Raw genomic sequence first — 24,147 nt, 5'->3', positions numbered from 1 at the left:
GCTCACGCCTTGGCGACTGGGAGGCCGACGTGGTTGAGGGCAGTAAGGGCGGCCCCGTTCTTGTTACCCTGGCAGAGAGGAAAAGCCGTTTGACGTTGGTAGGTAAAGCGCAAAATAAGTCTGCCAGTGAAGTCACAAGGGTTATCCTTGGACTTTTGAGTCCCATCAAGGAATATGTGCACACCATCACCTATGACAATGGCAAGGAATTCAGCTACCACGCTGAGATTTCCAGCAAGCTTGAAGCCAATGGTTATTTTGCCCACCCGTATCACTCTTGGGAACGTGGACTGAATGAAAATACAAACGGGCTTCTACGCCAATACTTTCCTAAGGGAGTAAGCCTTGCAGATGTCACCAAGAACAGAATTGTCGAGGCAATGTGCCGCTTAAATTGGAGGCCAAGAAAGTGCCTGGGGTTCAAAACCCCCTATACAACCTTTTTGGAATACGCTAACAGTCAAACAGCGGGTGTTGCACTTTGAAGTTGAACCCGCGACGTCGCAGTATCTGCAATATATTATATTTGCGGAGCATATTTTATTTACGGTGCTTTCCCCAAGAAAAAGTTGATGGGCAAAACGTGTCTTCCCAATGCCAGATGCCCCGGCTATTCGAATGATACTTTTGGGTTCTGAAAGATGTGAGATAAGAAGTTCACGTGCATGCACAAATGAGACTTTTTTAGTATCTTCTCCCGTATCTCCACTCGGAAGATTCCCCCCCTGAAGAATAAAGCGGGGTGTTTCTTCTCCTACCCATTCAGAAGAATGAACTTCTGGCAGTCGACCCCAGTGTTCATAGGATGAAAAGCCTGCGTAGTCTTTACCCTTTAATATTTCATTAAGCCATAAGGCAACACCTTGGTGCGTATTGGCCCAAACAGATATTTTATTTGCATCATAAATTTTTAGTGCATGGACTAGGGAGGGGTCTCCACCAGCTTCACGAATGGCACCCGCTAGTATGTTTTCATACTGAACAAGCGTTTTCCCTACCAAAGGTTTACTCATAAATAAGATATAGCTGCCATTATTTTTAATAACAGCTGATAGCGCTTCACTTAATTCCGCTTTTCTCTGTTCTGTTCCCGTCTTCTTTTTCCAAATTTCTCTTTTGACTAATGCAGGTGTTATTTTACCCGCTTTCGATTGAAAGACTATAAAGTTCGATGGGAAGTATGTAGTTTGTAATACTGCATTTAAAGAACAGTTGATTCTTCCATCTTCTCCACCATCAGGAATGGTAATTTGTTCCGGGATATGGGCCTTATAAAGCGGAATGCCGACCCTAATTGCCTCAGCACAAATGAGGCGGTTCATTAGGGCAATAAGCTGATCGGGGGAAAGATTCTGAATTTGTTGGGCAGTAGTCTCAAATAACATAGCAATCTCCCTCAGCGTAATTAGTTGTTATTGTATTTTACTGGTAGATTTTGTTTTTTACAATACGCCAATGTGCATATTTACAGTTTCTATCTTATCGACCCATTTTGATACGTTAAATATTGACCTTTCCCGCGTTGAGCCCGCCAGGGCGAATAAGCAGCCCCGAACCCAAGTGAGGGCAGGACTGGAAGGGAGGCTACGTAAAAAGGTAGGCCCACTTCTTTTGTCCTGTCCTCTGTTTTCAGCATAGGAATGCATAGAAAGCACTAGGAACGCATAGAAAGGCAAAATATTGCATACTATGGGCAAAATTATGTAATATTATTGCTTCCTATGTCTTTGTATGCCTTCTTATGCGATATTATGCGTTCGTATGTCTTCGTATTGCTTCCTATGTGGCCTTATGCAATTTTGGAGGATACTCCAGAAAAAGCATTTTCAAGCATTGCCCTGGCCTTGGGTTTGCCGAATGAGCCTTCTCCTTTTCAAACTCCGCTGCATGAGCTTGTTGCAAGCTATTAGCCATGCGTTATGAGAAGACCAAATAATTGCTGGTATATTTGCTGGTACACAATACATTTTTTGAAAATTTATTTATATATTTCAGTCACATAGAACACATTGACGAACAAGGCGGAAACGGGCCATACGGCCTATTATCTACTTATGGGATTCCATACCGTCTGAAAAAGGCTTTTTACAGCCACATATTTTAGGGGTAGATACTGGGGGGTTATGAAGGAGCAGGTAATGTTAATGCCCTGTAATTAAATACCTTTATTGAGTTCTTGACATTGCAACATGATCCACCCGGAAAAGCACACCTGGCATAAAGAGTTTCGGGATTTTCGCATCCGTGACGCCCTGTGCAGGGAACTTGAGCAAGAATTAGGCCTGGCTGTGGACAGAGGCAAACAGCCAGAGCAAAAAACGCGCAGCGAAGCATTAAGCCAAACCGCTGCCATGCTGGAAGCCCACACCGGGCAGCAAAGCTTTGAGAGCTATGCCAAGGGCCATCAAGCAAGTATTCTGCAAGCCTTGGAGTCTGCTAAAGATTGGCAGGCCCTGCATGAAGCCTTTGCCGGGTACGGTATGGCCTTGGTCCCCCACGGAAACGGCTTGGCTGTTAAGGATGCACACAGCAAGGCAGCCATGAAGGCCAGTGCGCTTGATAGAAGCTTGTCCCTGAAAAAGCTGGAGAGCCGCCTGGGGCCATTTATGAGGGTGCAAAATTTTGAAGCAGTGCAGGAACATTCCCGTTATCGGGCAGAGCCACTTCACCGCTCCCCGGAGCGTGGGCAATTGTTTGCCGCCTACCAAAAGGCCATTGAAACCCGCAAAGAAAAGCTGCAAACAATCAAGGAGCAAGAAGTCAGGACTCTAGCCGCTATTCGCCTGCAATGGGAAACCAAACGCCAGGAGATAGAGCCCATGAACATTGCCAAGTGCAATCGGCGCAATCTTTTGGCCCTGGCCCGCAAACACGAAGCCGAAGCCTTGGCCAAAGCCCGGCTGGCCATGCAGCCGGAACGGGAATGCCTCCGGCAAGAGCTACCTTTTTCTTCCTGGAGCGGATTTTTGCAGCATCAAGCAGAGCAAGGCAACGAAGTAGCCCTGGCGGTGCTGCGCTCCCGGCAGGGGGAGACCCCGCCGGAAAAGACCATAAGCCAAAGCAAGCCCACAAAAGACTGGAGCCAGCACGGGCTGGAATATGCTTTTGCCAAGGCACAGCTTGCAAGCCAGCAACGAGCAACACTGGAGAATGCTAACCTCACAGCTACAGGCAAAAAACAGTTGCTGGCCGTGCTGCGCATGGAAGAAGTCATGCAGAGCAAACGGTCTCTCACACCACAAAGCTACACCTGGAAAGTGGACAACAAAGGAACTGTTATCTTTATGCTCTCCAACGGTGGCATTGTGCGCGACGCAGGGCAAAAGGTGTTTTTTTCAGTTGGCAATGCCGAGGCGGCAGAGATGGCGAAGCTATACGGGCAGGCCAAGTGGGGGAAAGGGATATTTCAGGAGGGGAATGTGATCATTCGGGCAGAAACGGTAATGCGTCAGCAGGGTCTGGGGCGGTAGTCCTATCGCCCGGCGGATTTTTCCGCCGCCGCGTCCACCAGTTCACCGGGTTTTACTTCAAGAGCAGAGGCCAGACGAAAAATCATATCCAGGCTGGGCTGTTTTTTGCCGTTCTCCAATGCGCAGATAAAAGAACGAACAACGTCTACGCGTTCGCTCAACTGCTCCTGAGTCAAGCCATTTCCCTGCCTGTACGTGCGGAGTATTATTCCAAAAGAGTTTGATGATTTTCGCCTTTCTGCCATTACAGCAGTATAGCGAAGAGAGGAGTGTCCGTGGTTCACCTATAGGTGTCATAATTTACCTATGGGTGAACAAATGTTGCGACTAAATGCCCACGTTACCGTGGGCAAAGGGTTAAAAGTTATTCAGATAAGTGTGCAATGGCCAAAAAAACACGAATAGCCTCCTTCACAGCAAGTGAGGAAGCTACCAGTGCAAGCAACTGCGGAGAGGGTTTTCCCCTTGTCACTCGTATGCGTTCTTCGCATAATGCAAATATCAAACTGGTGACATCCTGAACTTTGCAGTCAAGCTCACTGAGTCTTTCACTATTGTCTTTTTTCATAATGTACGCTCCATCATATGTTGGAGCAATCCGCATATGGCGAGCATGCCACAGGCAAAAGTGTCTTTCCTCCAAAAGACGAAAGCGATTATTCGCCCAAGGGGAGGCAGGTCAATCCTGCCTCCCTGGGATACTGTTCACAAAAGGCATTAGGTGCATACGCCATGCGGCATGCTGATGGTAAGGCCTTGCTGTGCGCAGCAGCTTGGGCGAAACTTTGAAATCAAAATGTGAGCGTACCCTTACTTCAAAGAGCAGGGCAAAGATTCTTTCCACACCATTTCGTTAAGCGGAATACGCTGTTGTTGATGGCGACAAGGAGTTTGCGCCTTATCGTCAGAATATCCGAGTACAAGTATGTTCACTGGAATAACATTATCCGGCAAAGAGAACTCGCTACGTACCACCGCCGGGTCAAACCATGTTATCCAGCATGAAGCGACCCCTTCCGACCAAGCCTGGAGCATCATATGCGTAGTGGGGATAGTCGCGTCAATATCCACCATAGAGTGCCCGTCCTGAGGACGTTGCCATGACTTGTCTTTGAGGCTGCACACTACGATAGCAAGTGGAGCGCCGTGCATGTTGCCAGCCTTGTCCAATTTGGAAAGCCCACCCGGTTCTGATACCACCAGAAACCGTTGGGGTTGAAAATTAGCTGCAGTGGGTGCAACCCTGCCAGCTTCAAGTATATTCTGAAGTTTTGCCATTTCTACAGGCTTAGAGTGAAACTTTCGAACGGAGTGGCGTTCTTTGGCAAGTTGAAGAAATTCCATAAAGTCTCCTTATGATACAGGGTGTAGGTTGTTTCCTTGTCTCCTTATACCCTTTGTGGTATTTTAATCGCAAGAACGCACTTTTTTCATACGTAGTATCTAAAATGATACAATAAGGGGAATTATGGGTCTGATCAAACCATCATATGTTTGCATGTTGACGCTTGCGATGGATATTGTTGGCGGAAAATGGAAAATGGTAATTCTGTGGCAATTGAGAAATGGAGTCGCCCGATTCCGCGAATTGAAGCGCCTGCTTAACGGGATAACTCAAAAAATGCTTACGCAGCAGTTACGGGAGCTTGAAGAAGCTGGGCTCATAACCCGCACGGTGTATCCAGTTGTGCCACCAAAGGTTGAATACCGTTTGGCAGAAGAAGGCACAAAACTCATTCCTGCATTAGATGCTTTATGTCAGTGGAGCACAAACTATGCTTCATCTCATGGAATTGTCGAGTCTTCTTGCTGCGCAACCCACATGGTTGAGAAATAGGGCACTTGAAAAAACACCTCAAAGGTTTCTTTTTAGGTACTATACAACAAAAAAGTGCGTACTTGCTTTAACAGCAATCACGCATAGGATGTATCCCTTGTTCCAACTACTTTACATTATCAGGAGATACACCTATGCCGTTTGCGCCTTACAAAAATTGTCAGATCGAATACTCAATCACCGGAAAAGGCAATGGCCTTGTTCTCGTTCATGGAACAGGTCAGTCAGCGGAGAACACCTGGACGGAAGTGGCAAAGCATTTCTCGTCCAAGCGTACAGTAGTTTTCCCCAACTATTCAGGCTCTGGTCGTACACAAGATAGCAACGAACCACTCACTATCGAGTTGCTTGCGGAGCAGGTGTTAGCCACTGCTGAGCATGCTGGTCTTCAGCAGTTCGATATTGCAGGCCATTCTCTGGGAACCTGTGTTGCCATGTATCTCGCGGCTAATTATCCGGATCGTGTGGGGAAAGTGATACTGCTTGCTGGTTTTACCTCTACGGAAGACGCCCGTTCGCAGTTGCAGTTCAGGATGTGGAAAGAGATGGCGGAAACGAATCCGAAACTTTTGGCGGAAACCTTCCTCTTTACGGCTTTCAGCCCGGCATTTGTGGCTGGTATGCCTGATTGCGCGGTGAGAGATACCGTAGAAGCTATTTTTACAACAACGGATTGGAAAGGCGCAGCCCGCCAGATTGATCTGGATTTGCGCATCAATGTTATGAAAGAAGCCAGAGCCATGCAGCAGGAGACTTTAGTAGTTGGCTGCGTTCACGATTACATAGTACCGATTGCGCATTCTAAGGAATTAATGAAAGTTATTTCTAACGCTCAGTATGCGGAGATGGAAACCGGGCATGGCGGTTGTGTCGAGAATCTTGAACAGTTCATTTCCATAGTTGATGGTTTTCTTGTGTAAGGTCTGAGCATTATGGATTCAATAAAAATAGTCGCTGAAATCAAACTTAAGCCGGAATACAGGCAGGAACTTTTTCCTGTGTTGCAGTCTCTCGTTGAAGGCAGCCGCACCGAAACGGGAAACATTGTTTATGATCTTACTGAAAATATGAGTCTTCCCGGACATTTTTTTGTGATTGAAGAATGGAAGTCTGAAAAAGCAATTGAAGAGCATAACGAAACTCCGCATTTTAAGGATTTCGTCATGGCAATTGAGGGGAAAGCTGTAGCTCTTAGTATTACCAAAACCAAAAGCCTATTTTGACATTTCCTGTAACAAGAATGAGTTGAGCGGCAACACTGCCGCTCAACTCATTCTTGTTACAAAGCTTCCTTACACTCTGGCCAACCCGTACACCCCCAAAAGTCATAGCCGCCTTTGCCGTCTTTGCCGGGCTTTTTCACCCTATGCACCATAGGCTTGCCGCACTTGGGGCAGGCCTTGCCAGAGGCTTTGGCGAAAGTTTGCAATTCTGCCTCAAGCTGGGCATGGGCCTTGGCCACAACAGCGCGGTATTCTGCCTTGCCTTCTGCAATGTCGTCTAGGGCCTGTTCCATAGAGCGGGTGAATTCATAGTCTGCAAAGCTGAACTTACAGCGCAGGGCATCCACCACCGTTTCCCCCAAGGGAGTTGGCACAAGGTTTCGCTTGTCTGTTTTTACATAGCCCCGGCTCATGATGGTATCCAGAATGGCGGCGTAGGTAGAAGGACGGCCAATGCCTCTTTTCTCCAGTTCACGTACCAGGCTGGCTTCTGTAAACCGTGCAGCGGGTTTCGTCTTTTTGGTAAGCACAGTGCCTGTTAAGGCGGTTGCTACGGAGCCAGGCTTCATGGCTGGCACCGGGTTATCCGGTTCCTGGGTGTCGCTGTCTGCCTCGGCATCCACGGTGGCGTCCTGCTGCGTCAGCATTTTCCAGCCTGGGGCAAGCAAGGTTCGGCCTTTTGCCTCAAAGAGGACTGTTTTGCCGTCAACTGCTGCCTTCAGTTGCAGAATCCGCACGGCATACAAGGCATCCGCCAACTGGCTGGCCAAAGAGCGCAGGCGAATAAGGCGATACAGCGCTTTTTCGTCAGCCGTTTCCCCGGCTTCTTCAATCTCCACATGCGTGGGGCGTATGGCCTCATGGGCTTCTTGTGCCCCTTCCTTGGATTTCCAGGTTCGGGGCTTGTCTACCACTGGCCAGCCTTTTCCTTCGCAAAAAGCCCGCAATGCCTGCACAGCCTCTTTGGATAGGTTGGGAGAATCGGTACGCATGTAGGTAATGTGCCCGCCTTCATACAGCTTTTGGGCCAACTGCATGGTTTGCTTGGGCGTAAACTTCAGGGCATTGGATGCAGCCTGTTGCAAGCTGGACGTGGTGAACGGCGCAGGCGGTGCAGAGGCGTTTTCCGTTTCCTTGCAATCCACAATCTCAAAGGCACGAAGGGCGGCAACCTTTTCAGCAATGCCTTTGTCTACCATATAACGGTCGGCCTCACTTCCTGTGAGACACTCCCTCTCGCTTGGCGCAGCCGTGGCTGCGCCTTCACTCGCGCTGCGCGGCAGCTTGCCTTCCTGGCAAGCCAGCCATTTTTCCACTTGCCATGCAGCCTTCCAGCCGTCTGTAATGTTGTCCACACTTTCAAAGGTGGCTTCCACCGTGTAGTGCGTAGTGCTTTGAAAGCTTTTGATTTCCCGCTCCCGTTCCACCACCAGGCGCACTGCCGGACTCTGCACCCGGCCAGCAGAAAGTTTTTCTCCGGCAGCGTTGGAGAGTGGGCCGGAAACCATATAGCCGCACAACCTATCCAGGGCTCTGCGCCCTTCCTGAGCGGCTACCAAATGCATATCAATGGCGCGGGGGGCAGACAGAGCTTCTTTAATGGCAGAATCCGTAATTTCTGAATAGGTAACGCGCTTGGCGTCTTTGAGCTTGAGGGCATCTTGCAGGTGCCAGGCAATGGCTTCGCCTTCGCGGTCAGGGTCTGTGGCCAGGTAAACGGCTTCGGCATTTTTTACCAAAGCAGCAAGGCGGGAAAGCACCTCTTTGCCCCGGTCAGTTGGAATGTACTGAGGTTTGAAGTCTGGCGCGGTCACGCCCATTTCCTTTACAGGCAGATCACGCACATGCCCAACAGAGGCTGCAACCTTCCAGCCGGAGCCAAGGATTTCCTGCACTTTCTTCACTTTGCCGGGGGATTCGAGAATAAGCAATTTTGCACACATGACATTTCCTTGTGGAGGCCGTCATGCGGCGCTGGGCTGGGGCGCGAGGCCCGCAGAAATATTGTCAGGAGAATAAGAGATTAACCAAATACAACGATAGCACTGGGGAATGGTGCTACACGTTTTGCACCTTGAAAGCGCACTCTCCCTAGCAAAAAATGGACATACCCATGTGGCAAAACATATTCATGCCACCATGTTGTATCTGTTTGAACTGGGAGCAAGGAAACAACCCGAATGCCTCTTTGTGATTCAATTATAGCCTTTTTAAGCCATTTTCCAATAATACGGCCATAAGGAGGATTCATCCAACAAACACCATACCAAGGCTGCATCAGGCCATTAGCCTTGGGGCTGAAGAATCTTTGGCATTTTGCATTTTTTGTTGTTGCACAAACATCTAAAGAGAAAGGGCCATAGGCTTTTTCACACATATGGAACAAATCCCACGGGGTTGCCCAATCATCTTTCTTGCTGGAAAAATGTACACTCATAAGGACAACCCCCGCGATTTATCCTGAACACGGGATTGTACTTTTACCAGCGCCTGGCCCACCTGTTTTGTCACTTCCTCCAACCCACGAGATTGATGCAGATCGTTAAAGTCCGTCAGGCCCCGTGCCCTTTCCTCTTCATTAAAGAGAGGGGCCACAACCTTGCCGCCTACAGCTTTGGCAGCCTCCTGGGCCAGAACAACACCCTTGTTCCAGAGTTCTGTGCCTTCCGGGGTTTTGCGGGTGTGCTGGTGGTCGTTGTCTGCACAAATGGTAATAGCGGCATTGGGGAACTGTTCTCGCAGGGCTTTGGCCACAGGTTCAAGGTTGCCAGCGTCAAAGGCAACGGCCACAGGTTTTTCCGTTGCCATGTGAAGCGTTGCTCCGGTAGCATAGCCTTCAGCAAGCAGAATTTCCCCTTGGGCAAGGTTTCTTCCTTTGTCGTCAAAGGGAGTAGCGCCAGGGTGGTCAAGCCCATAGTCGCCAATCATGTGGAAGTTTCCGCTTTTTTCCATACCGTACATGAACCGTTTTTCCCCATCCGGGGCAATGAACTGCAAGCCCCGCATTTCCTTTTGCGCATTCACTACGGGCACAAGAAGGTTTCTGTCCAAATCTTCACGCAGCCCATAGGCGGGAACACCTTTTGCCTGGAGATACGGATTGTCATTGGCGGCATACTCGCTGCCTACCCACTCTGTAAAAGCGTCTCGTGCTGTTTTTTGCTGTTGGTCTCGAATGATTTTCTGGCGCTCTTCCTGCTTTCTGGCGATTTCCACTCGTTGCACTTCCACTTGTTCTTTGGTCAGCGTGTGCCCCGTGGCAAGCCAGGTATGCTTCTCGCCTGCACTGAAATTCTGCATCCAGCCAGCAGGACGGTCATCCAGATAGCCGCAATATGCGCCGTCAAGGTCTCCGCCATTTCTGCCAATAAGCGGAACACGGTGTATTTGCCCGTCCATGATAGGGGCCTTGCCCCGCAAATCCAGCCCAAAGCCTTCCAGGGCGTGAGCAAATTCCTCTTGTGGGGACAGGGTAGTGGGCGGTTCCGGTGTTCTTTGCTGTTCCGGCAGCCAGCGGGCAAGGGGCTTCAGGTCGGTTCCTTCCGGGGCATACCAGAGCTTGTTTTCCTTATCCCACTTGGCCCCGAACTTTTTGGCCTGTTCCTTTTCTTTGTAAGGCACGGCCAGATAGGTTTTTTCTTTGGCCTGTTGGGTGGGAATCCCCATAGCCGCAACATCATTTTCTACTTCTTTACCAGGCAGCCACGCAGCCAAAGGCGCAAGGTTTGCCCCTTCAGGCACAAACCAGTGTTTGTTTTCATCATCCCACTTCCCGCCAAGACGCCATATTTCTTTCTTTTCTTCAAGGTTGCGCGGCTGAACCTCAAGGCGTGTATTTTCTTTGGCCGGAATAAATGGAACGCCCATCATGGCGGCAATTTCTTCTTGCTTTTCCCGCTCATTACTCCACAAAACCTTGTTTTCTGGAGATTCCTGTTGGAGTTCCTTGTTCATTTCCAGCCCCAGCACATAGTCTTTAATCTGTTCTGCATCCCGGCAGGCCCGCATAATTTCATAGGGGTCATTCTTTAAAACCTCTACCCAAGACTCCACATAGGAAGCATGTTGGTCTGGACTGTGGGGAATGCCAATATCTTGCCCAATCATCCAGGAAGCGATTTCTGCCCGCAACTCTTCACGGGCATAGAGTTCCGAGCCGAAGGGGCCGTTTTTCCGGTTTAAGCGGGTGGAATGGCGCGTCCAGTGCCCCAATTCATGCAAGGCGGTATCATAGAAGAGGCCAGGCTCTTCAAAGTTCTCACGCGGGGGCAAGTGAATGGTATCGGTAGCGTAACGGTAAAAGGCGCGGTTACTTTGGTCGTGCTTTATGGTTGCCCCGGAAGCCGCCAGAATGTTTTCTGCCTTTTCCACAGGCTCCCATGCAAAGGCCCGGTCAGTAAGGTCTAGCGGGGGAATACCTTCAATCTGCTCCGCATTGAACACATGGGCAAAGCGCACAATGGGTTTTTCCAGCGGCACCATCTGCTTTTCTGGCTTGCCATCTTCCCCCAGCACGGGCTTGCCGTCATCATCCAGGCGGTCTTGCTCTTTGGTAAACTGGTAGCACACCACCGGAGTGGCTTTGCTGCCCGGCACAATGCGCAGCTCTTGCTGGTTGGCTTGCAGCAAGGTCATCCAGCGCGGATCGTCATAGCCCGAAAGCGCCAAATTCAAGCGGTTCATGCCCTTATACACCGTGCCCGAAGCAGGGTTGAACGGCGTTGAAGGAGACTTGCCGGGGTGCCATGGAACCTGCCAGGGCGCAGTGCCAGCCTTCAGGTGGGCAATAATCTTTTCGGCAAACTCTTCATGGAACGGGGGGCGCTTTGGCTTATCTGCTTTACTTCTGGCCATAGCACACCTCCCCTTGTTCATTCATGGCAAGCAAGGTGTCGTCCACCAGGTCGGCAAGGGTCAGGGCGTCTTCAGTGAATGCGCCCATGAAATCGGCCACGTCCGGGTCAAGGGGCAAGGCAAGGGATGGCTCCTCTGCCAATTGTTGCCCAACCATGTTGGCCGCAGCGGTCAGGTATTCTTTGTCGTGCATAATGTTTTCTCCTGTTAGATGTTGCTTTCTTTCTGGTTCATTATTATTGTATTATTTATGTTCGTTCTCTTAAGATTTCCCCTGAGGTGGTTCGAATCCACTACGCCAAGCAAAGAATGGAGCAGAAGCATTGGAAAATAGTTGGTTATATTCAATGGAGGCTCCAGATGAAGAAAACAACTAAGATGATTCTGGGACTAATAACAACAGTTGGCCTATTGACTAGTGGGTTGTTTGTTATGTCGATTGAGGGATGGACCTCGCAAACACAAATGATAAATGTAGATGGCGTGCGGGAGTATCAGGGGAATTCCTAAGGGAGCGAGCGTTCTTATGTCTTTATTCAGCACTTTGGAGTTACTCCATCGTGCTGACTTTTTTTACCATGTAAGAACTTTCTCCATCTGGTGCAGGCTTTGCAACGGAACGCAGCCGAAATAGCGACTATCAAAGCTGCCTGCATGGTCTGCCAGCACAAAAGCCATGCCGGATGGAATGACGCCGGACTGTAAAACAGAAGGCATGTGCCGCCCCTGGCTATCCACAGAGCGAATAGCCAAGGCATCGGCCTCTATGTAATCGCCGGGCAGGCCTGCCAGGCGTTTCAGCAATGGACGAAGCCCGGAAGGACAGGAACCGGCTTGCAGATAACCACGCTGCAAAGCCAGCTCTGCAAACTCGCCTTGCAGGCAAAACGTCACCAGGTCGCCTTTGACCGGAGGCCCTTCAGTCAGGCGGTAAAGCCCTTTGGGCAGGGAAGGCGTGGGATTGATGCGAAAGCCCGCAGCATGGGCAAGGCAGCCCACAAGAACCAGGGCATAAGGCACCGCCAGCCACCAGGAGGATTTACTCCATGAAATAGCGTTCACTGGAGGGCTCCTGTGGTGTTGGCTCTGCTTGAGGTGTAGGGGGTTGAGGGCTGGAAGGTGCAGCAGGCCCTGCATACCAGGCCGCAGGGCGAGGGGAATACAGGGAATCGGTAATGCCGCTGGGGTATGTCTTGTTCAGGCCGGGCACAGGCACTTTGGAGCGGATAGAAAACACTGGATCAAAGAAATACAGAATCTGCCTGCCATAAATGGGCGATTGCCCGGCAGTGAATATCAGCATGTCGCCGGGCTTGAATACCTTGCCCTGGCTGTCTTTTTCCGCACCGGGAAGGCGCATACATTCATCAGGGGTAAGCAGGGGCCGGGCTGTTTCTGTCATGTTCACAGAAGCATTTTTCATGTGCCCGGAACGGGAGCCGGAAAGGGAAACCTTTTCTTCCACCACCGTTGTTTTGCCCGTCATATCGGAAAGGGTTTTGGCTGTTTCAATAGTGTTGGGGGCGTAGGCTATACGCACATGGCAGTTGGCCATGAGGGCGTTATCTTTGCCGTACACCGCGTTGAGCTGGGTTATGTCCTGCACGATGATGTAAACCTTGCCGCCGTAACCTGCTATGTAGGCCAGGGCCTTTTCCATGATGGGCAGCTTGCCAAGGGAGGTGAATTCATCCAGCAAAAGCAACAGGCGGTGCTTGTAGCCTGCCTTGCTGGAACCATCGGCAAACTCCATTTTGGAGCAGATGCGGCGCACAATCATATCCACCATGAGGCGCAGCAAAGGCCGCATACGGTCAATATCCGCAGGCGAAATCACCAGGTACAGATTTACTGGCTTGTCATGGTTCATGAGGTCGTGAATACGAAAGTCACAGGCAGCGGTGTTCAGAGCCACCACCGGATCACGATACAGGGCAAGGTTGGTCAAGGCGGTGGAAACAACACCGGAAGCTTCATTTTCCGCCTTGTTCGTCAATGTGTTTTATCTGATTGAAATATATAAATAATTTTCTACAAAATGTATTGCGTACCAGCAAGTATACCAGCAATTTTTGTGAGTAGGGCAGGATGTTAGGGAGGCAGTCTTACTTGCTTGAAACATACTGACGGAATCTGCACGCCTATGAAACACTACGGCGAGTTGTTTGCAGAATATTGCAACGCCTTGCATTCCGTTGAACAGCCTTAAAACCCTATGCAGGGAATTACACCAGCAAAAAAGAGTTTATGTTCCTACATCATTTTTTATATTTGTATATCGAAAGGAGAGGACAGGACAAAGGAAGTGTACCTACCTTTTTAAGGTAGCCCTCTTCCAGTCCTGCCCTTACCCCACTTTTGAGGGTCGGGTTTGCTTATTCGCCTCTGGCTCAACGAAAAACGCAGAAAAAAAACAATACTCTTTTTAGCGGGTACGAAATCTGAACGATAATATGCTGTTCCATGCAGCATAATGAAACTGTATGAGGCTGTATCAGACTGTATAGCATTGCATTTTTGTATGAATAAGCGCATAAAGAAAGCTCAATACACGCTGGGGCTCTTGGCTTTTGTTATTGTCACCCGTTTATTTGAGGTAACCGTATGCATTTACGCCGTCATCATCCATTGTTTCGCCTTGTGGCACTAGTTCTTATGTTCACTTTTGTTATTTCCGTGCCCTTGGCCGGGAGTGCCACAGGGCAGGGGCAAAACCCTGCCACCGCCCGTGTGCATGCCCGGTTGAACAGTGCCGAGCGTGCAACCGCCATTGCCAAAGCATTGGAAATGGACAAGGCGGCAAAGGCGGTTGCTGCGAAAGTGACGGAACAAAGGCTTGGATTGCCGCGCGGCGTTGCCGCTCGCAATGACAAGAGTGAGACCGCTACGGTACAGCCTGCATCCACAAGTGTTTCTTCTGCTACAAGCACCCCTTCGGTGTATTCTGCCGCCTCTGTTCCATCAGAAACCTCTGCCCCTGTCATTGCGAGGAAGGCCGAAGACCAGACGCGGCAATCCACGTCTTTGGCCACCACCCGTCCCAAAAGCACCAGTGAAGTGCTGTTCAACGCTGCCACCAGCGTAATGGGCATGCCGGGGCTGACCAGCACCCGCAACGACCCATACAACCCCAATGCCGATCAAGGCCTTGGCTTCCATGCCGACGGCACAGTGCGTATAGCTGGCGGGGAAGACAGCGCTTCCGGCTACAACGGCAAGCGGGCCGCTGCCTATGCGGGTTCCGGCCTTGGCTACGGGCCTAATGGCACCACGGGCAGCATGGGCTATCAGGAACCGGGCTATGACCCGGCTACCGGGCAGAACTACCGCTATTCCGACCCCACAAGCGGTGGACGCCGCACCACTGGCCAAGGCGGTTACGGCAGTATGGATGGCATGGACCCCACCCGCCTGATGATGGATAGAAGCCTGAACTACGGCATGGGTCTTGCCAACACCGCTGCCGAAGGCATGTTTATGGGGCTGTATCAAAGCCCTTATGGTGGTGCCAAGGCTCGCCTGAATTTTATGGTAGATTGGGACGGTAAGGTAAACGGCGAGGGTGACTTGCTGCTGCCCCTGTACGACAGCCAGTACACCACGGTGTATACTCAGCTTGGCACCCGCAGTATGAACGCGGAAGATTCCAAAGACCGCTGGATTGGCAACTTTGGTGTGGGCCAGCGTTGGTACCCGCAGGCGGTGAACAAAGGCATTGCTGAAGACGCGGGCAATTGGATGCTGGGCTACAACGCCTTTTACGATTATGACTTCACCCGCAGTCACGCACGCGGCGGGGTGGGCATTGAAGGCCAGTACGACTGGATTCACCTTGCTTCAAACTACTACGCCCCACTTTCAAGCTGGAAAGATTCCTACGATTATGACGGCGACTTTGTGCAGGAACGCGCTGCTGAAGGGTGGGACGTGCGGGCCAAAGGCTATATGCCCTTCTACCGCAACATTGCCCTGACCGGGGCTTTAACCCAATGGTATGGCGATAACGTAGGTATGTTCGGGGCCAAAAGCCTGGAAAAAGACCCCAAGGTGTGGAGCTATGGGCTGGAATACACGCCCATTCCGCTGGTATCCGGCTTTGTAAACCAGCGCACCACGGAACGGGGCAAGAGCGATACAGAATTTGGCCTGCGTTTTACCTACAATTTCAGCATGCCGTGGGATGAACAGACCAGCCACAGCAAGGTGGCGGCAATGCGCACCGTGGGCGGTAGCCGCCATGAATTTGTGGATAGAGAAAACCGGATGATTCTGGAATATAAGGCCAAAGACAATTACCATGTGGACTACCTTGGCAAGGTGGGTACCAACCAGTTTAAGTTCCGCATTCGCAACGGTTTTGACAAGTACGTTGCCGGGCAGACTGTGCGGGTGAGTGCTGGTGGTGGGGTGACCCTGGCGGAAGCCGCAGCGCCTGCGCCCACAACCTTCATGGCCCAAGCTGGTGAATATCTTGGTTCCCTCTTCTCAGTGGGTACTGCCCATGCGGCGGATTTCAGCCAAACCTACATCACAAACGGCAATGGGGAATTTGTTGTGCGGCTGGATAACGTGACGACAACGCCTGTTGTTTTGACGATGCAGGCAGGCAACACCAGCCAGAGCGTGACAATAACGGATGTGACGGTAATAGCCGGATCACCCGTCACCACCCTTGGAAACCTCACCCAAGGCACCTACTACCACACCGCCAGTGCTGCGGTCACGAGTGACAAAGCCGGCACCGGCTTCTACATTCTCCGGGAGAGTATACAAACACCACCATCGGTCAGCGATGTTTTCGCCAGTGCCACCACTGTCAGCCTCATCAATGGTAGCAGCACCATCAACTTCACTGACCTCAAATACAGTACTGCCTACACCCTCTACGTTGTCGCCACGGATGGCACGACCCCGCAAACCGTCGTGTCGTCGACCAGCCTGACGACAGGCAATCTCCCCACAGGCTATGTTGACTATGGCAATCTCATCTGGCGGCCGATCGACAACAACGCCCTAACCTGGAACGATGCCAACACCGCTTGCACAACCCAAACCATCAATGGGCAAACAGGGTGGCGACTGCCGAGCAAACAAGAATTACTCGACCTCTTCAACTCAGGCACGATGATCGGCCAGGGCTGGGCGCTCGGCTCCGCGTGGTCGTCCGACGCCGGCGGCCCAGGCAAGCACTGGAGCTTCAGTCTGAGCGGTGGCTTCGGCGGCGCGTACAGCGACACGGTCTTTCGTGTCGTGTCGTGTGTTCGCTAGAGCCGCGTGGTTTGCCTCCGCGACTAAGGATACCTTTTTGCCTTTGTTTAAAAGCCCCGCACGCACTTTGCCATGAGAAAGCCTAGAGTGCATGAAAATATGATGTTCAAAGAGCTTGCGGGGCGCTTTATGCCTTAACAGGGGAAAGGTCTTTCCTTTCCCCGCTTTAAACCTTGCCTTTGTGCGGGCCAAATTGCCAGTAGCAAAAAAGGAGGAGCAAACTGCACGCCTTCGCACAATGAATAAAAGAGAGGCAATAAAAAACTAGCAACATATGCAAACAAAACCTTGGAGGCAAAATGAAAAAACGACTTTGTAATTCACTGTTTCTTGCTGTTTTCCTTTCATTAGGTTGGCTTGCCGTCATTCCTTCTGCACAGGCTCTTCAGGCCCCTGATACTAAAACCGACTCAAGTGCGCTTTCTGGTGTGCAGAAAGAACGGGATCATATTCTTTCCCTGCTTACCTTGGCGTTTGTTCATAATGACTGGCAACAGGGCAACACGAATCCGGCCCGTGGGCATAATATTGGTTCTATTCTTGTGGACCCAAACGGTATTCCAGTTTTTTGGACACGCAACTCCGTAAAGGCCCTTGGCAACAGTAACCAGCATGGTGAGGTACGGCTGGCAACCAGGTATCTTTCCAGTATATTGACAAACAAATACATGCCAAAAGGCTATGTGGTTTATACTAGCCTAGAACCATGCGCCATGTGCACGGGCATGCTCAGCATGGTGGAAACGGAACGTGTTGTTTTTGTGCAGGAAGACCCCGAATTCGGCAACGTGGCCAAGGCGTTAACCGACATTAATTACCCAAGAGTGTATACTGTTGCAACCCCAACCGAAATGAAGCAGAAACAAGAACTGGATTCCGGCTGGAGTAAGTATAGGAAGGAACATAAAAATCCCTCAATTACGGATTATTTGCTCACGTCTGACGCAGAAAAAATTTACGCCTCAGCTAAAACAGATCTTACTACCTACGCTGTGACCTACGCAGAGAATAAACCCGTTTTGCAAGCAGCCGTCCTTTTATCAAAATCAAACTTGCCTGAGCTCATTGGCGCAGCGGGGAAGGCTCAAAAATTATGGCAAACAGGTGTAATAAGCTACTCAAAAAAAGGCACTTGGAATGTTTCCCCCACGCTCTTTATCAGCTATGTAGACTGGGCTGGGGTGAAGAATATTGCTCAAGTTGTAGATGATTCATTTTATGTTTGTGCACCCTCCGCCCCTTGTAAAAAAGTTGAACAACTTGAATATATAAACAACAAAACCGCCTGGAAGGCGTCTCTCACAAACGGTGTGTTCACACATACCCGGAAAGATGGGAACAATACCCACCAAGATGGCATTATTGTTTATGAAGACTGGAAAGGGGAAGAGACTCTTGGCTTGGTTCAAAATATTGCGCTACCTGACTGAGAAAAATGATTATTCCGCTCATTTATAAGAAATTGGTCGGCCCATAAAAAGTATAACAAGCTTGAATGTTTGATCAACATTAGCAATTAGGGCAATTTCACTTTGAAATTGCCCTAATCAAGGTCAGACCAGCTCTCTTGCGTCCTCATTCTGGCATGGAAGAAAAGGGCCATATCTCTCAACCAACTCGCCAACCTCGCCACCCGCTTGGGGTAATGGTTTGAGAAAAGAATGCAGTAAGCCCGATGGTGATTTTAAGAAACTTGCTCGGTATTTACGTTGAGCCCGCCAGGGCGAATAAGTAGCCCCGCACCCCAAGGAATCGCAGGGGCAGGGCAAGATTGGAAGGGGCCGACCTAAAAAGGTAGGCCCACTTCCTTTGTCCTGTCCTCTCCTTTCGACATTGAAACGCATAAGAAGTAATAGGAACGCATAGAAAGGCATAATATAGCATAAAATGGGCAAAATTATGCCTTATTATTGCTTCCTATGTCTTTGTATGCATTCGTATGCGATATTATGCGTTCGTATGTCTTCTTATTGCTTCCTATGTGTTCTTATGCAGTTTTGGACGATACTCCAAAAAAAGCATTTTCACGCCTTGCCCTGGGCTTCTGTTTGCCGGATGAGCGCCCGTATCTCTTCCACCTTCCAGACTGTGGTGCGGGGGCCGAGTTTGACGGATTGTGGGTACTTGCCTGTTTTTACCCCGTTCCACCATGCAGAGGCACTTATGCTCAGCACATGCAGCACCTGGGGCAGCCGGACAAAGCCTTCCTGTGGCATTGGTTTTGGTGTGCATTCTGTGTGTGCGCGTTTGGTCATGATTTTAGGGAAGCACTAATTAAATGGCATTTGGGAAACGCGCAGTTATTTCGTTTGGCAAGGCGCGAGCTTTTTTTGAAGCAGGAGTGGACTCTTCCGTCCATGACTGTTTCAAAAAAAGTGATGCAACGCCGCCAAACGGAATAAATCAGCGTTTCCCTGGCTCCTGTTTGTGTTGGCGAGCTTTCTCGCGCAATGTGTCCAAGTAATTTGCCCATTCTTCCATCATGCGGCGGCGCTCCGGCAGGTATTCAGCATAGTTGTATGCAGCCCGGACGCCGTTTCTGTCGCCGTGGGCAAGCTGGCGTTCTATCCAGTCCCGGTTGTAGCCCAGTTCGTTGAGCATGGTAGAAGCCATTGCCCGGAATCCATGCTGGGTCATTTCTTCTTTGGAGTATCCGGCTATGCGCAAGGCACGAACAAGGCTGACGCGGTTCATGGGGGTATCGTTGTCTGTATTGCCTCTGGCAGGGAAAACAAAGCGCCCCTGGCTTGATAACTTGTGCAGTTCCCGCAGGATGCTCACGGCCTGGGGGGCCAGCGGTACAATGTGCGTTTGCCGCATTTTCATGCGCACCCCTGGAATGCGCCACTCGTTGCTGTCAAAGTTGATTTCTTTCCACTCCGCCAGGGCAAGCTCATTGGGGCGAACAAACACCAAGGGAGAAAGGCGCAAGGCACAACGCAAGGTAAACGTGCCGTTATACTCTTCCAAAGAGCAAAGCAGCCTGCCTATGGACTGTGGCTCTGTAATGGCTGCAAAGTGTTTGCTGCGTTTCGGGGTCAGGGCTCCGCGAAGGTCGGCGGCAATGTCGCGTTCTGCCCGGCCTGTGGCAATGGCATAGCGAAAAATGCGCCCACATTCGCTTAAGGCCTGATGCGCCATAAAGCCCGCTCCTTTATTTTCAGCACGGCGCAAGGCTTCCAAGAGTTCCGGCGCGGTAATGCTTTTAATGGGCCGCTTGCCCAGAGAGGGAAATACATATTTCTCCAGGCGGCGTAGAATGTGGCCCCTGTAAGCTTTCGTCCAGTTAATGGAATATTTGTTCAGCCACTCCAGGGCGATTATGTGAAAAGAGCTTTTTGCGGCGTTGGCAGCAATGGCCTTTGCTTCCTGCTTGGCGGTGCTGGGGTCTATGTTATCCAGAAGCATCTTTTTGGCAGCTTCCCGCCGTTCCCGTGCTTCTCTCAGCCCAATGGTGGGGTATGGCCCAATGACCAGTATTTTTTGCCTGTTCATAAACCTGTAACCTAAGCGCCAGGACTTTGCGCCTTCCGGTGTGATGTAGAGGTACAGCCCCCCGCCATCTGTGTGCTTTTGCACGGCTCCGTTGCCTTTTCTGTTTTTTACAAAGGTATCAGTCAGTTTCATGCCATGCTCTCCCATCGTGTAGTTGCTGTCCACCACATGCACTCATTTTGAAGCCTCAAAAAACCATTGCTGCAATGACGTATTTTACTGTCCTTATTGGGAAATACCCCCCAAATCTGTACCAGCAAATATACCAGCAAATGGGGTAGATTTTACCGGATTTTGGCGTACAAACAAGAGGTCAGAATGTCCGGTAACAGTCTGATAAAATTAAAAAAATGCATGTTGTGGGACAAGTGGAAAATACAAGTAACATTTTCCGCCTTGTTCAGCATTTCCCTGGCGGAGCTGGCAATAAAGGTATGGGCCTTGTCGCCTCCTTCCCCTTCAGGGAAAACGGCTTTGAGCAATTCGGCGTGAGGTGTTTCCACCATTTCTTTGAACAGGTCTTGAATGGTGCGGCTTTCATCCGCCAACATGCAGGAAAGGTCATACAGGTTGGCAGGCCGCTTCTGGCTGTGTTGAATCATGATGCAGCAATGCAGAATGGCACCGCCCAGCATGGCAAAAGCCGCCTTGCTCCAGTGGTCTTCAAGCCCCTTGCCGTTGGGGTCAACAAGCATGGCTGCCATGTTCTGCACGTCTGGAATGGCCATGAGGGTATCAAGGCGGAGTTCTTCCAGGGGATTAAAGCCAGCCGAAGCCCCGCTGGCATCGGAAGGGTCAAAGCGCAGCACCGTTTGCCCTTGCGACTTGCGCCAGCCAGCCGTGAGCGCCCAGTTTTCTCCCTTAATATCCAGCACAATGCTGGAACCTTCCCAGGCCAGCAAAGTGGGCAGAATAAGGCCAACACCTTTGCCGGAACGGGTTGGAGCAAACACCATGATATGCTCCGGCCCATTGTGGCGCAGGTACATCTGCGCCTCTTCTGGCTTGCCCTGCAATAGACGGCGCAAAAGGGCAGCCCCGGCAAAACGCTTCACCCAGCCGCCAACGTACACCCCCTTGCCTTCAAGGTAGCCCATGATGCGTATTTCACGTTCTGTGGCCCAGCGGGCAGAGCCATGCAGGTTGGCATTGGCCTTCATTTTTCTGAGAAAGTTGAGCCAGGTGCCAAGAATGAGGAACTGCGGAACAAGAAACAGGGCCTGGCTTTGGGTTACGGCTTGTTCCATGAAACCATAGGCATCATAAGCGCGGAACTTTTCATACCAGCCCAAAACAGCCCAAGGCGCATACCAGGGAATGCCCAAGGCAAAGCCCAGGGGCGTTCCCAGGGCTTCTTGATAGGCAAAGTAGGCGGCAATGCGCTGGGTTGCCAGCGCCATACAGCCCAGCGCCAGAAACAACATGAACGGCAGATACAACCAGCGCAGGCAAGACGTTGGCTTTTCTGTGCCAAGGCCATATTGTGCAGGCATGACAGACTCCATAAAAGGCTGTCATGCAGCGCTGGCTTGGGGTACGAGACCCGCAGAAGGAAGCAGCTTGTAACGGCTTACCCCTTGACAATGACACCACTATACGACACTATATTGCATGAACAACAGACACCGAAAGACGCTTGCAGCGATTTTTGCTTCTCCCACTCCAAAGTCGCTAGCATGGGCTGATATTGAAGCGTTATTTCTTGCACTTAACTGTGAATTGGTTGAGGGCGCTGGCTCCCGTGTTGCATTCATACGCGACGAACAGAAGGCAGACTTCCACAGGCCACATCCTGGCAAGGAAGCAAAACCGTACCAAGTGCGCGACGCAAAAGGTTTTCTGAGCAAATTAGGAGTAACACCATGAGCAACATAAACAATGCCATGACGTATAAAGGGTATACAACCATCATCAACTTTAGCGCTGAAGATGGTTGCCTTATTGGGCACCTTGTAGGTATCAATGATATAGTAGGCTTTCACGGTGATTCTGTTGAAGAAATCCGCAAGGCCTTTGAAGAAGCTGTGGATTTTTACCTTGAAAGCTGTGCTAAATCTGGGCATGAGCCTAACAAGCCTTATTCTGGGCGCGTTACATTGCGCTTGCCACAGGACTTGCACGCAAAGCTTGCAATACAGGCTGATATGCACGGCACAAGCCTGAATAGCTGGTTGGTCAATACGTTGAATCAGTCTGTTGAACATCATTTGTAGTGCCTACCTTTCCGCCCTGTACGGCTTCTGAAACACCATGTCTTTGGTCACAATGATATTGAACTGGTAGCCGGGCCGTATTTCCAGGGTTGGCTTGATATTCAGGTTCTTCTGCAAAAGCTGCATGGTGGCCTGGCCCATTTGGGCTGCCAGGGCGGAGCCCATTTCATCCTGCAAGGTGGGAGTGCTGTTCATGCCCCCAGTGCTGGATGTGCCAAGAGCATCCATTGAGTAGGACATACCGCCTGTAATCATGCTCATAAGAACGGCAGAGCCGAAAATGCGCAGATAATGGTTGTTTATCTGGTCAGTATAGCCAGCATAGCCTGCCATATCGGCACCGGGCATGGCCCCCAGGGTAACAGCGGAACCATCGGGAAACACAATGCGGTTCCAGGCCACCAGCGCACGTTCTTGCCCGTAAATCACGCGGGAATCATACACACCAAAGAGCTTGGCCCCTTGGGGTATCAGCAAGTGCTGGCCATTGGCCGTATCAAAGACGTTTTGTGACACTTGGGCAATGATGTTGCCGGGCAAATCGGAATTGATGCCAGTGACCATAACGCCGGGAATGACGGCTCCTGTTTTGAGTTCCAGGGGCTGCCCAGCCGTGCGGGTATGGGGCAGAATCCACTGTACATCACGTTCGCCCGCACGTCCTGTGCGGGACTCACCCTCGCTTGCGGGAAATGTCATTCCCGCTGCGCTCGCGCTGCGCGACTGGGCACCATCCTGGTGTCCTATGCTGGAATTTGCCCGGCTGAAAAAGGCTTCCTTGTCTTTATCGGCAGCTGGGTCATAGCTGCTTTCCCGAATGCCGTATGGGTCACGCTCTACATCAGGTGTGGCACTTTGCCGTGTTTCCTGCACAAGCTTTACCTGCTGGCCAGCGTCTTCAGAGACTTTTTTTACTCCAAGGGGAGCAGAAAGGGCTGTGAGCTGGCCTTGAGCTTTCATGCGGCGCAAGTTTTCCAGTTCCTGCCTGTACACGTCTGCTTGTTCCTGCTTGCCCTGCACCACAATGAGCGGTTCTTTTTTATTTGTTGGCTTTGTTTCCGGCACCGTAATCGCCGGAGAGCCCGCAGGCGGTGCCTGGGCAAGGCCCCGGCCTTCCCCCATAAGCAAGGGCTTTTCTTCCTCTTTAATATCCACCTTTTTGGCGGCTGTTTCTTCCTGCTGCTGGTTATGGGCAAAGTTCACGCTGTAAACCAGAACGCCAAGCAGAAAAATGCCTGCCAGCATCACAGCATACAGGGGCCAGCGGCTCATGCGGGTAACTTTGAACTTGCCTGTGGGTTCAAGACAGTTGGGTGTTTTGTCGCTCATGGTGGCTCCTACTGGAACGAATCCATGCCGGAATCCACGGCATGGCGCACTTTTTCTGCTGCCCTGGCAGCGGTGGAGCCTCTAAAGGCTTGCTCGGTTCTGCTTTGCCCGGCTTCCGGTTGGCCGTTTGCCGTGTAGGAACGGGCAATAACTTTGCCATCAGCAAGGCGTAATTGCAGATACCAGGCCACCTTTTCGCCATCTTCCACCAAGGCGTCCAGGGTATAGGCCACCACCACAATATCTGCCCCTTCCGAGGCAGCCACAGTAAAGCCCCTGGCCCGCAGAGTATTCTCAAAGGCAGAGGCAAAGCCGTTGCTGGCATCCTTTGCAGGGGTAATCCTCCCCTTTTTAGTAGCTCTAACAAGTAGAGCCTATGCCGCCTGTTTAAGCTTCATTGCAGGGGTGATGCCGCCAATGCCCATGTTAGGGCGTTCATTATTGTAACTCCAGAGCCA

Annotated in this window: 24 protein-coding genes; 9 read left to right on the top strand and 15 right to left on the bottom strand. The window is 50.9% G+C overall.

The genetic code is table 11. From position 1 onward, the window contains the following. Nucleotides 1-485: IS30 family transposase (locus tag G497_RS19915; protein WP_156908065.1), on the top strand; the 485-nt coding region annotated here is incomplete at its 5' end. On the opposite strand, the gene G497_RS20190 is transcribed toward G497_RS19915, so the two are convergent. Further along, the gene (locus G497_RS20190; protein ID WP_027188184.1) at nucleotides 390-1,385 is read right to left on the bottom strand and encodes a hypothetical protein; all 996 of its coding nucleotides are present in this window, start codon (nucleotides 1,383-1,385) and stop codon (nucleotides 390-392) included. The genes G497_RS19915 and G497_RS20190 overlap by 96 nt on opposite strands. Before the next feature lie 804 nt (nucleotides 1,386-2,189). Between G497_RS20190 and traI the strand changes: the two genes are divergently transcribed. Further along, entirely contained in the window at nucleotides 2,190-3,470 is a 1,281-nt protein-coding gene (gene traI, locus G497_RS19265) for a TraI/MobA(P) family conjugative relaxase (protein ID WP_027188183.1), read from the top strand. A 2-nt stretch (nucleotides 3,471-3,472) separates the two neighbouring features. Here the strand turns inward: traI and G497_RS19910 are convergent, their stop codons facing one another. The 3 genes from G497_RS19910 to G497_RS0111025 form a co-directional block, all read right to left on the bottom strand. Continuing rightward, on the bottom strand, nucleotides 3,473-3,715 hold the full coding sequence (locus G497_RS19910; protein ID WP_027188182.1) for a helix-turn-helix domain-containing protein: 243 nt from the start codon (nucleotides 3,713-3,715) through the stop codon (nucleotides 3,473-3,475). Between the two features lie 119 nt (nucleotides 3,716-3,834). Continuing rightward, the gene (locus G497_RS0111030; protein ID WP_027188181.1) at nucleotides 3,835-4,038 is read right to left on the bottom strand and encodes a hypothetical protein; all 204 of its coding nucleotides are present in this window, start codon (nucleotides 4,036-4,038) and stop codon (nucleotides 3,835-3,837) included. Nucleotides 4,039-4,280: 242 nt separating this feature from the next. Next, entirely contained in the window at nucleotides 4,281-4,814 is a 534-nt protein-coding gene (locus tag G497_RS0111025; RefSeq protein WP_027188180.1) for a nitroreductase family protein, read from the bottom strand. 124 nt (nucleotides 4,815-4,938) lie between these two features. Between G497_RS0111025 and G497_RS0111020 the strand changes: the two genes are divergently transcribed. From G497_RS0111020 to G497_RS0111010, 3 genes are all read left to right on the top strand, one after another. Next, on the top strand, nucleotides 4,939-5,307 hold the full coding sequence (locus G497_RS0111020) for a winged helix-turn-helix transcriptional regulator (protein WP_027188179.1): 369 nt from the start codon (nucleotides 4,939-4,941) through the stop codon (nucleotides 5,305-5,307). Nucleotides 5,308-5,441: 134 nt separating this feature from the next. After that, nucleotides 5,442-6,227, top strand: coding sequence for an alpha/beta fold hydrolase (locus tag G497_RS17875; RefSeq protein WP_051258064.1), 786 nt, complete (start codon nucleotides 5,442-5,444; stop codon nucleotides 6,225-6,227). Nucleotides 6,228-6,239: 12 nt separating this feature from the next. Then, nucleotides 6,240-6,530, top strand: a complete 291-nt coding sequence (locus G497_RS0111010; RefSeq protein ID WP_027188178.1) for a putative quinol monooxygenase — start codon at nucleotides 6,240-6,242, stop codon at nucleotides 6,528-6,530. Between the two features lie 56 nt (nucleotides 6,531-6,586). On the opposite strand, the gene topA is transcribed toward G497_RS0111010, so the two are convergent. The 6 genes from topA to G497_RS17860 all read right to left on the bottom strand — a co-directional run bounded on the left by topA (nucleotide 6,587) and on the right by G497_RS17860 (nucleotide 13,380). After that, nucleotides 6,587-8,473 (bottom strand): type I DNA topoisomerase, encoded by a 1,887-nt coding sequence (gene topA, locus G497_RS17870; RefSeq protein ID WP_034637643.1) that lies wholly within the window; start codon nucleotides 8,471-8,473, stop codon nucleotides 6,587-6,589. Nucleotides 8,474-8,553: 80 nt separating this feature from the next. After that, a complete protein-coding gene (locus G497_RS19905; RefSeq protein WP_084516243.1) occupies nucleotides 8,554-8,967 on the bottom strand; it encodes a DNA N-6-adenine-methyltransferase in 414 nt (137 codons plus the stop codon). Continuing rightward, nucleotides 8,964-11,384, bottom strand: a complete 2,421-nt coding sequence (locus G497_RS0111000; RefSeq protein WP_027188177.1) for a zincin-like metallopeptidase domain-containing protein — start codon at nucleotides 11,382-11,384, stop codon at nucleotides 8,964-8,966. Before G497_RS0111000 ends, G497_RS19905 begins: the two co-directional genes overlap by 4 nt. Continuing rightward, a complete protein-coding gene (locus tag G497_RS17865; protein ID WP_034637642.1) occupies nucleotides 11,371-11,577 on the bottom strand; it encodes a hypothetical protein in 207 nt (68 codons plus the stop codon). Before G497_RS17865 ends, G497_RS0111000 begins: the two co-directional genes overlap by 14 nt. Nucleotides 11,578-11,957: 380 nt before the next feature. Then, on the bottom strand, nucleotides 11,958-12,446 hold the full coding sequence (gene traF / locus G497_RS0110985; protein WP_169726998.1) for a conjugative transfer signal peptidase TraF: 489 nt from the start codon (nucleotides 12,444-12,446) through the stop codon (nucleotides 11,958-11,960). Continuing rightward, entirely contained in the window at nucleotides 12,424-13,380 is a 957-nt protein-coding gene (locus tag G497_RS17860) for a type IV secretory system conjugative DNA transfer family protein (RefSeq protein WP_051258063.1), read from the bottom strand. The genes traF and G497_RS17860 overlap by 23 nt, the downstream gene beginning before the upstream one ends. A gap of 608 nt (nucleotides 13,381-13,988) precedes the next feature. Between G497_RS17860 and G497_RS19260 the strand changes: the two genes are divergently transcribed. Together G497_RS19260 and G497_RS0110970 are read left to right on the top strand one after the other, a co-directional pair. Continuing rightward, nucleotides 13,989-16,652 (top strand): inverse autotransporter beta domain-containing protein, encoded by a 2,664-nt coding sequence (locus G497_RS19260; protein ID WP_084516238.1) that lies wholly within the window; start codon nucleotides 13,989-13,991, stop codon nucleotides 16,650-16,652. A gap of 299 nt (nucleotides 16,653-16,951) precedes the next feature. Further along, nucleotides 16,952-18,082 (top strand): cytidine/deoxycytidylate deaminase family protein, encoded by a 1,131-nt coding sequence (locus G497_RS0110970; protein WP_027188174.1) that lies wholly within the window; start codon nucleotides 16,952-16,954, stop codon nucleotides 18,080-18,082. A 594-nt stretch (nucleotides 18,083-18,676) separates the two neighbouring features. Here the strand turns inward: G497_RS0110970 and G497_RS0110965 are convergent. From G497_RS0110965 to G497_RS17850, 3 genes are all read right to left on the bottom strand, one after another. Further along, entirely contained in the window at nucleotides 18,677-18,868 is a 192-nt protein-coding gene (locus G497_RS0110965) for a helix-turn-helix transcriptional regulator (protein WP_034637649.1), read from the bottom strand. Nucleotides 18,869-19,055: 187 nt separating this feature from the next. Further along, nucleotides 19,056-20,279, bottom strand: coding sequence for a tyrosine-type recombinase/integrase (locus G497_RS0110960; RefSeq protein ID WP_027188172.1), 1,224 nt, complete (start codon nucleotides 20,277-20,279; stop codon nucleotides 19,056-19,058). A 152-nt stretch (nucleotides 20,280-20,431) separates the two neighbouring features. Continuing rightward, on the bottom strand, nucleotides 20,432-21,640 hold the full coding sequence (locus G497_RS17850; RefSeq protein ID WP_051258061.1) for a type IV secretory system conjugative DNA transfer family protein: 1,209 nt from the start codon (nucleotides 21,638-21,640) through the stop codon (nucleotides 20,432-20,434). Between the two features lie 118 nt (nucleotides 21,641-21,758). Here G497_RS17850 and G497_RS19900 point away from each other — a divergent pair, with 118 nt between their 5' ends. Both G497_RS19900 and G497_RS0110950 read left to right on the top strand, forming a co-directional pair. Then, entirely contained in the window at nucleotides 21,759-22,013 is a 255-nt protein-coding gene (locus tag G497_RS19900) for a type II toxin-antitoxin system HicA family toxin (protein WP_084516234.1), read from the top strand. Then, nucleotides 22,010-22,360 (top strand): type II toxin-antitoxin system HicB family antitoxin, encoded by a 351-nt coding sequence (locus tag G497_RS0110950; protein WP_034637638.1) that lies wholly within the window; start codon nucleotides 22,010-22,012, stop codon nucleotides 22,358-22,360. Before G497_RS19900 ends, G497_RS0110950 begins: the two co-directional genes overlap by 4 nt. A 3-nt stretch (nucleotides 22,361-22,363) precedes the next feature. Here the strand turns inward: G497_RS0110950 and G497_RS0110945 are convergent, their stop codons facing one another. After that, nucleotides 22,364-23,689, bottom strand: coding sequence for a TrbI/VirB10 family protein (locus tag G497_RS0110945; RefSeq protein WP_027188170.1), 1,326 nt, complete (start codon nucleotides 23,687-23,689; stop codon nucleotides 22,364-22,366). Nucleotides 23,690-23,697: 8 nt separating this feature from the next. After that, nucleotides 23,698-24,030, bottom strand: coding sequence for a conjugal transfer lipoprotein TrbH (locus G497_RS0110940; RefSeq protein WP_500683360.1), 333 nt, complete (start codon nucleotides 24,028-24,030; stop codon nucleotides 23,698-23,700). Nucleotides 24,031-24,147: the final 117 nt, after the last annotated feature.

This window comes from Desulfovibrio cuneatus DSM 11391, assembly GCF_000430005.1.
In the GTDB taxonomy this organism is placed as follows: domain Bacteria; phylum Desulfobacterota; class Desulfovibrionia; order Desulfovibrionales; family Desulfovibrionaceae; genus Frigididesulfovibrio; species Frigididesulfovibrio cuneatus.
The sequence above is the reverse complement of the archived record's forward strand: the minus strand, read 5'-3'. Positions and strand labels throughout refer to the sequence as shown.

Bases quoted from the DNA above. Each gene is read 5' to 3' on its own strand.
- G497_RS20190 (WP_027188184.1), bottom strand. From the start codon at position 1,385: ATGTTATTTGAGACTACTGCCCAACAAATTCAGAATCTTTCCCCCGAT.
- traI (WP_027188183.1), top strand. From the start codon at position 2,190: ATGATCCACCCGGAAAAGCACACCTGGCATAAAGAGTTTCGGGATTTT.
- G497_RS19910 (WP_027188182.1), bottom strand. From the start codon at position 3,715: ATGGCAGAAAGGCGAAAATCATCAAACTCTTTTGGAATAATACTCCGC.
- G497_RS0111030 (WP_027188181.1), bottom strand. From the start codon at position 4,038: ATGAAAAAAGACAATAGTGAAAGACTCAGTGAGCTTGACTGCAAAGTT.
- G497_RS0111025 (WP_027188180.1), bottom strand. From the start codon at position 4,814: ATGGAATTTCTTCAACTTGCCAAAGAACGCCACTCCGTTCGAAAGTTT.
- G497_RS0111020 (WP_027188179.1), top strand. From the start codon at position 4,939: ATGGGTCTGATCAAACCATCATATGTTTGCATGTTGACGCTTGCGATG.
- G497_RS17875 (WP_051258064.1), top strand. From the start codon at position 5,442: ATGCCGTTTGCGCCTTACAAAAATTGTCAGATCGAATACTCAATCACC.
- G497_RS0111010 (WP_027188178.1), top strand. From the start codon at position 6,240: ATGGATTCAATAAAAATAGTCGCTGAAATCAAACTTAAGCCGGAATAC.
- topA (WP_034637643.1), bottom strand. From the start codon at position 8,473: ATGTGTGCAAAATTGCTTATTCTCGAATCCCCCGGCAAAGTGAAGAAA.
- G497_RS19905 (WP_084516243.1), bottom strand. From the start codon at position 8,967: ATGAGTGTACATTTTTCCAGCAAGAAAGATGATTGGGCAACCCCGTGG.
- G497_RS0111000 (WP_027188177.1), bottom strand. From the start codon at position 11,384: ATGGCCAGAAGTAAAGCAGATAAGCCAAAGCGCCCCCCGTTCCATGAA.
- G497_RS17865 (WP_034637642.1), bottom strand. From the start codon at position 11,577: ATGCACGACAAAGAATACCTGACCGCTGCGGCCAACATGGTTGGGCAA.
- G497_RS19260 (WP_084516238.1), top strand. From the start codon at position 13,989: ATGCATTTACGCCGTCATCATCCATTGTTTCGCCTTGTGGCACTAGTT.
- G497_RS0110970 (WP_027188174.1), top strand. From the start codon at position 16,952: ATGAAAAAACGACTTTGTAATTCACTGTTTCTTGCTGTTTTCCTTTCA.
- G497_RS0110965 (WP_034637649.1), bottom strand. From the start codon at position 18,868: ATGCCACAGGAAGGCTTTGTCCGGCTGCCCCAGGTGCTGCATGTGCTG.
- G497_RS0110960 (WP_027188172.1), bottom strand. From the start codon at position 20,279: ATGAAACTGACTGATACCTTTGTAAAAAACAGAAAAGGCAACGGAGCC.
- G497_RS17850 (WP_051258061.1), bottom strand. From the start codon at position 21,640: ATGCCTGCACAATATGGCCTTGGCACAGAAAAGCCAACGTCTTGCCTG.
- G497_RS19900 (WP_084516234.1), top strand. From the start codon at position 21,759: ATGAACAACAGACACCGAAAGACGCTTGCAGCGATTTTTGCTTCTCCC.
- G497_RS0110950 (WP_034637638.1), top strand. From the start codon at position 22,010: ATGAGCAACATAAACAATGCCATGACGTATAAAGGGTATACAACCATC.
- G497_RS0110945 (WP_027188170.1), bottom strand. From the start codon at position 23,689: ATGAGCGACAAAACACCCAACTGTCTTGAACCCACAGGCAAGTTCAAA.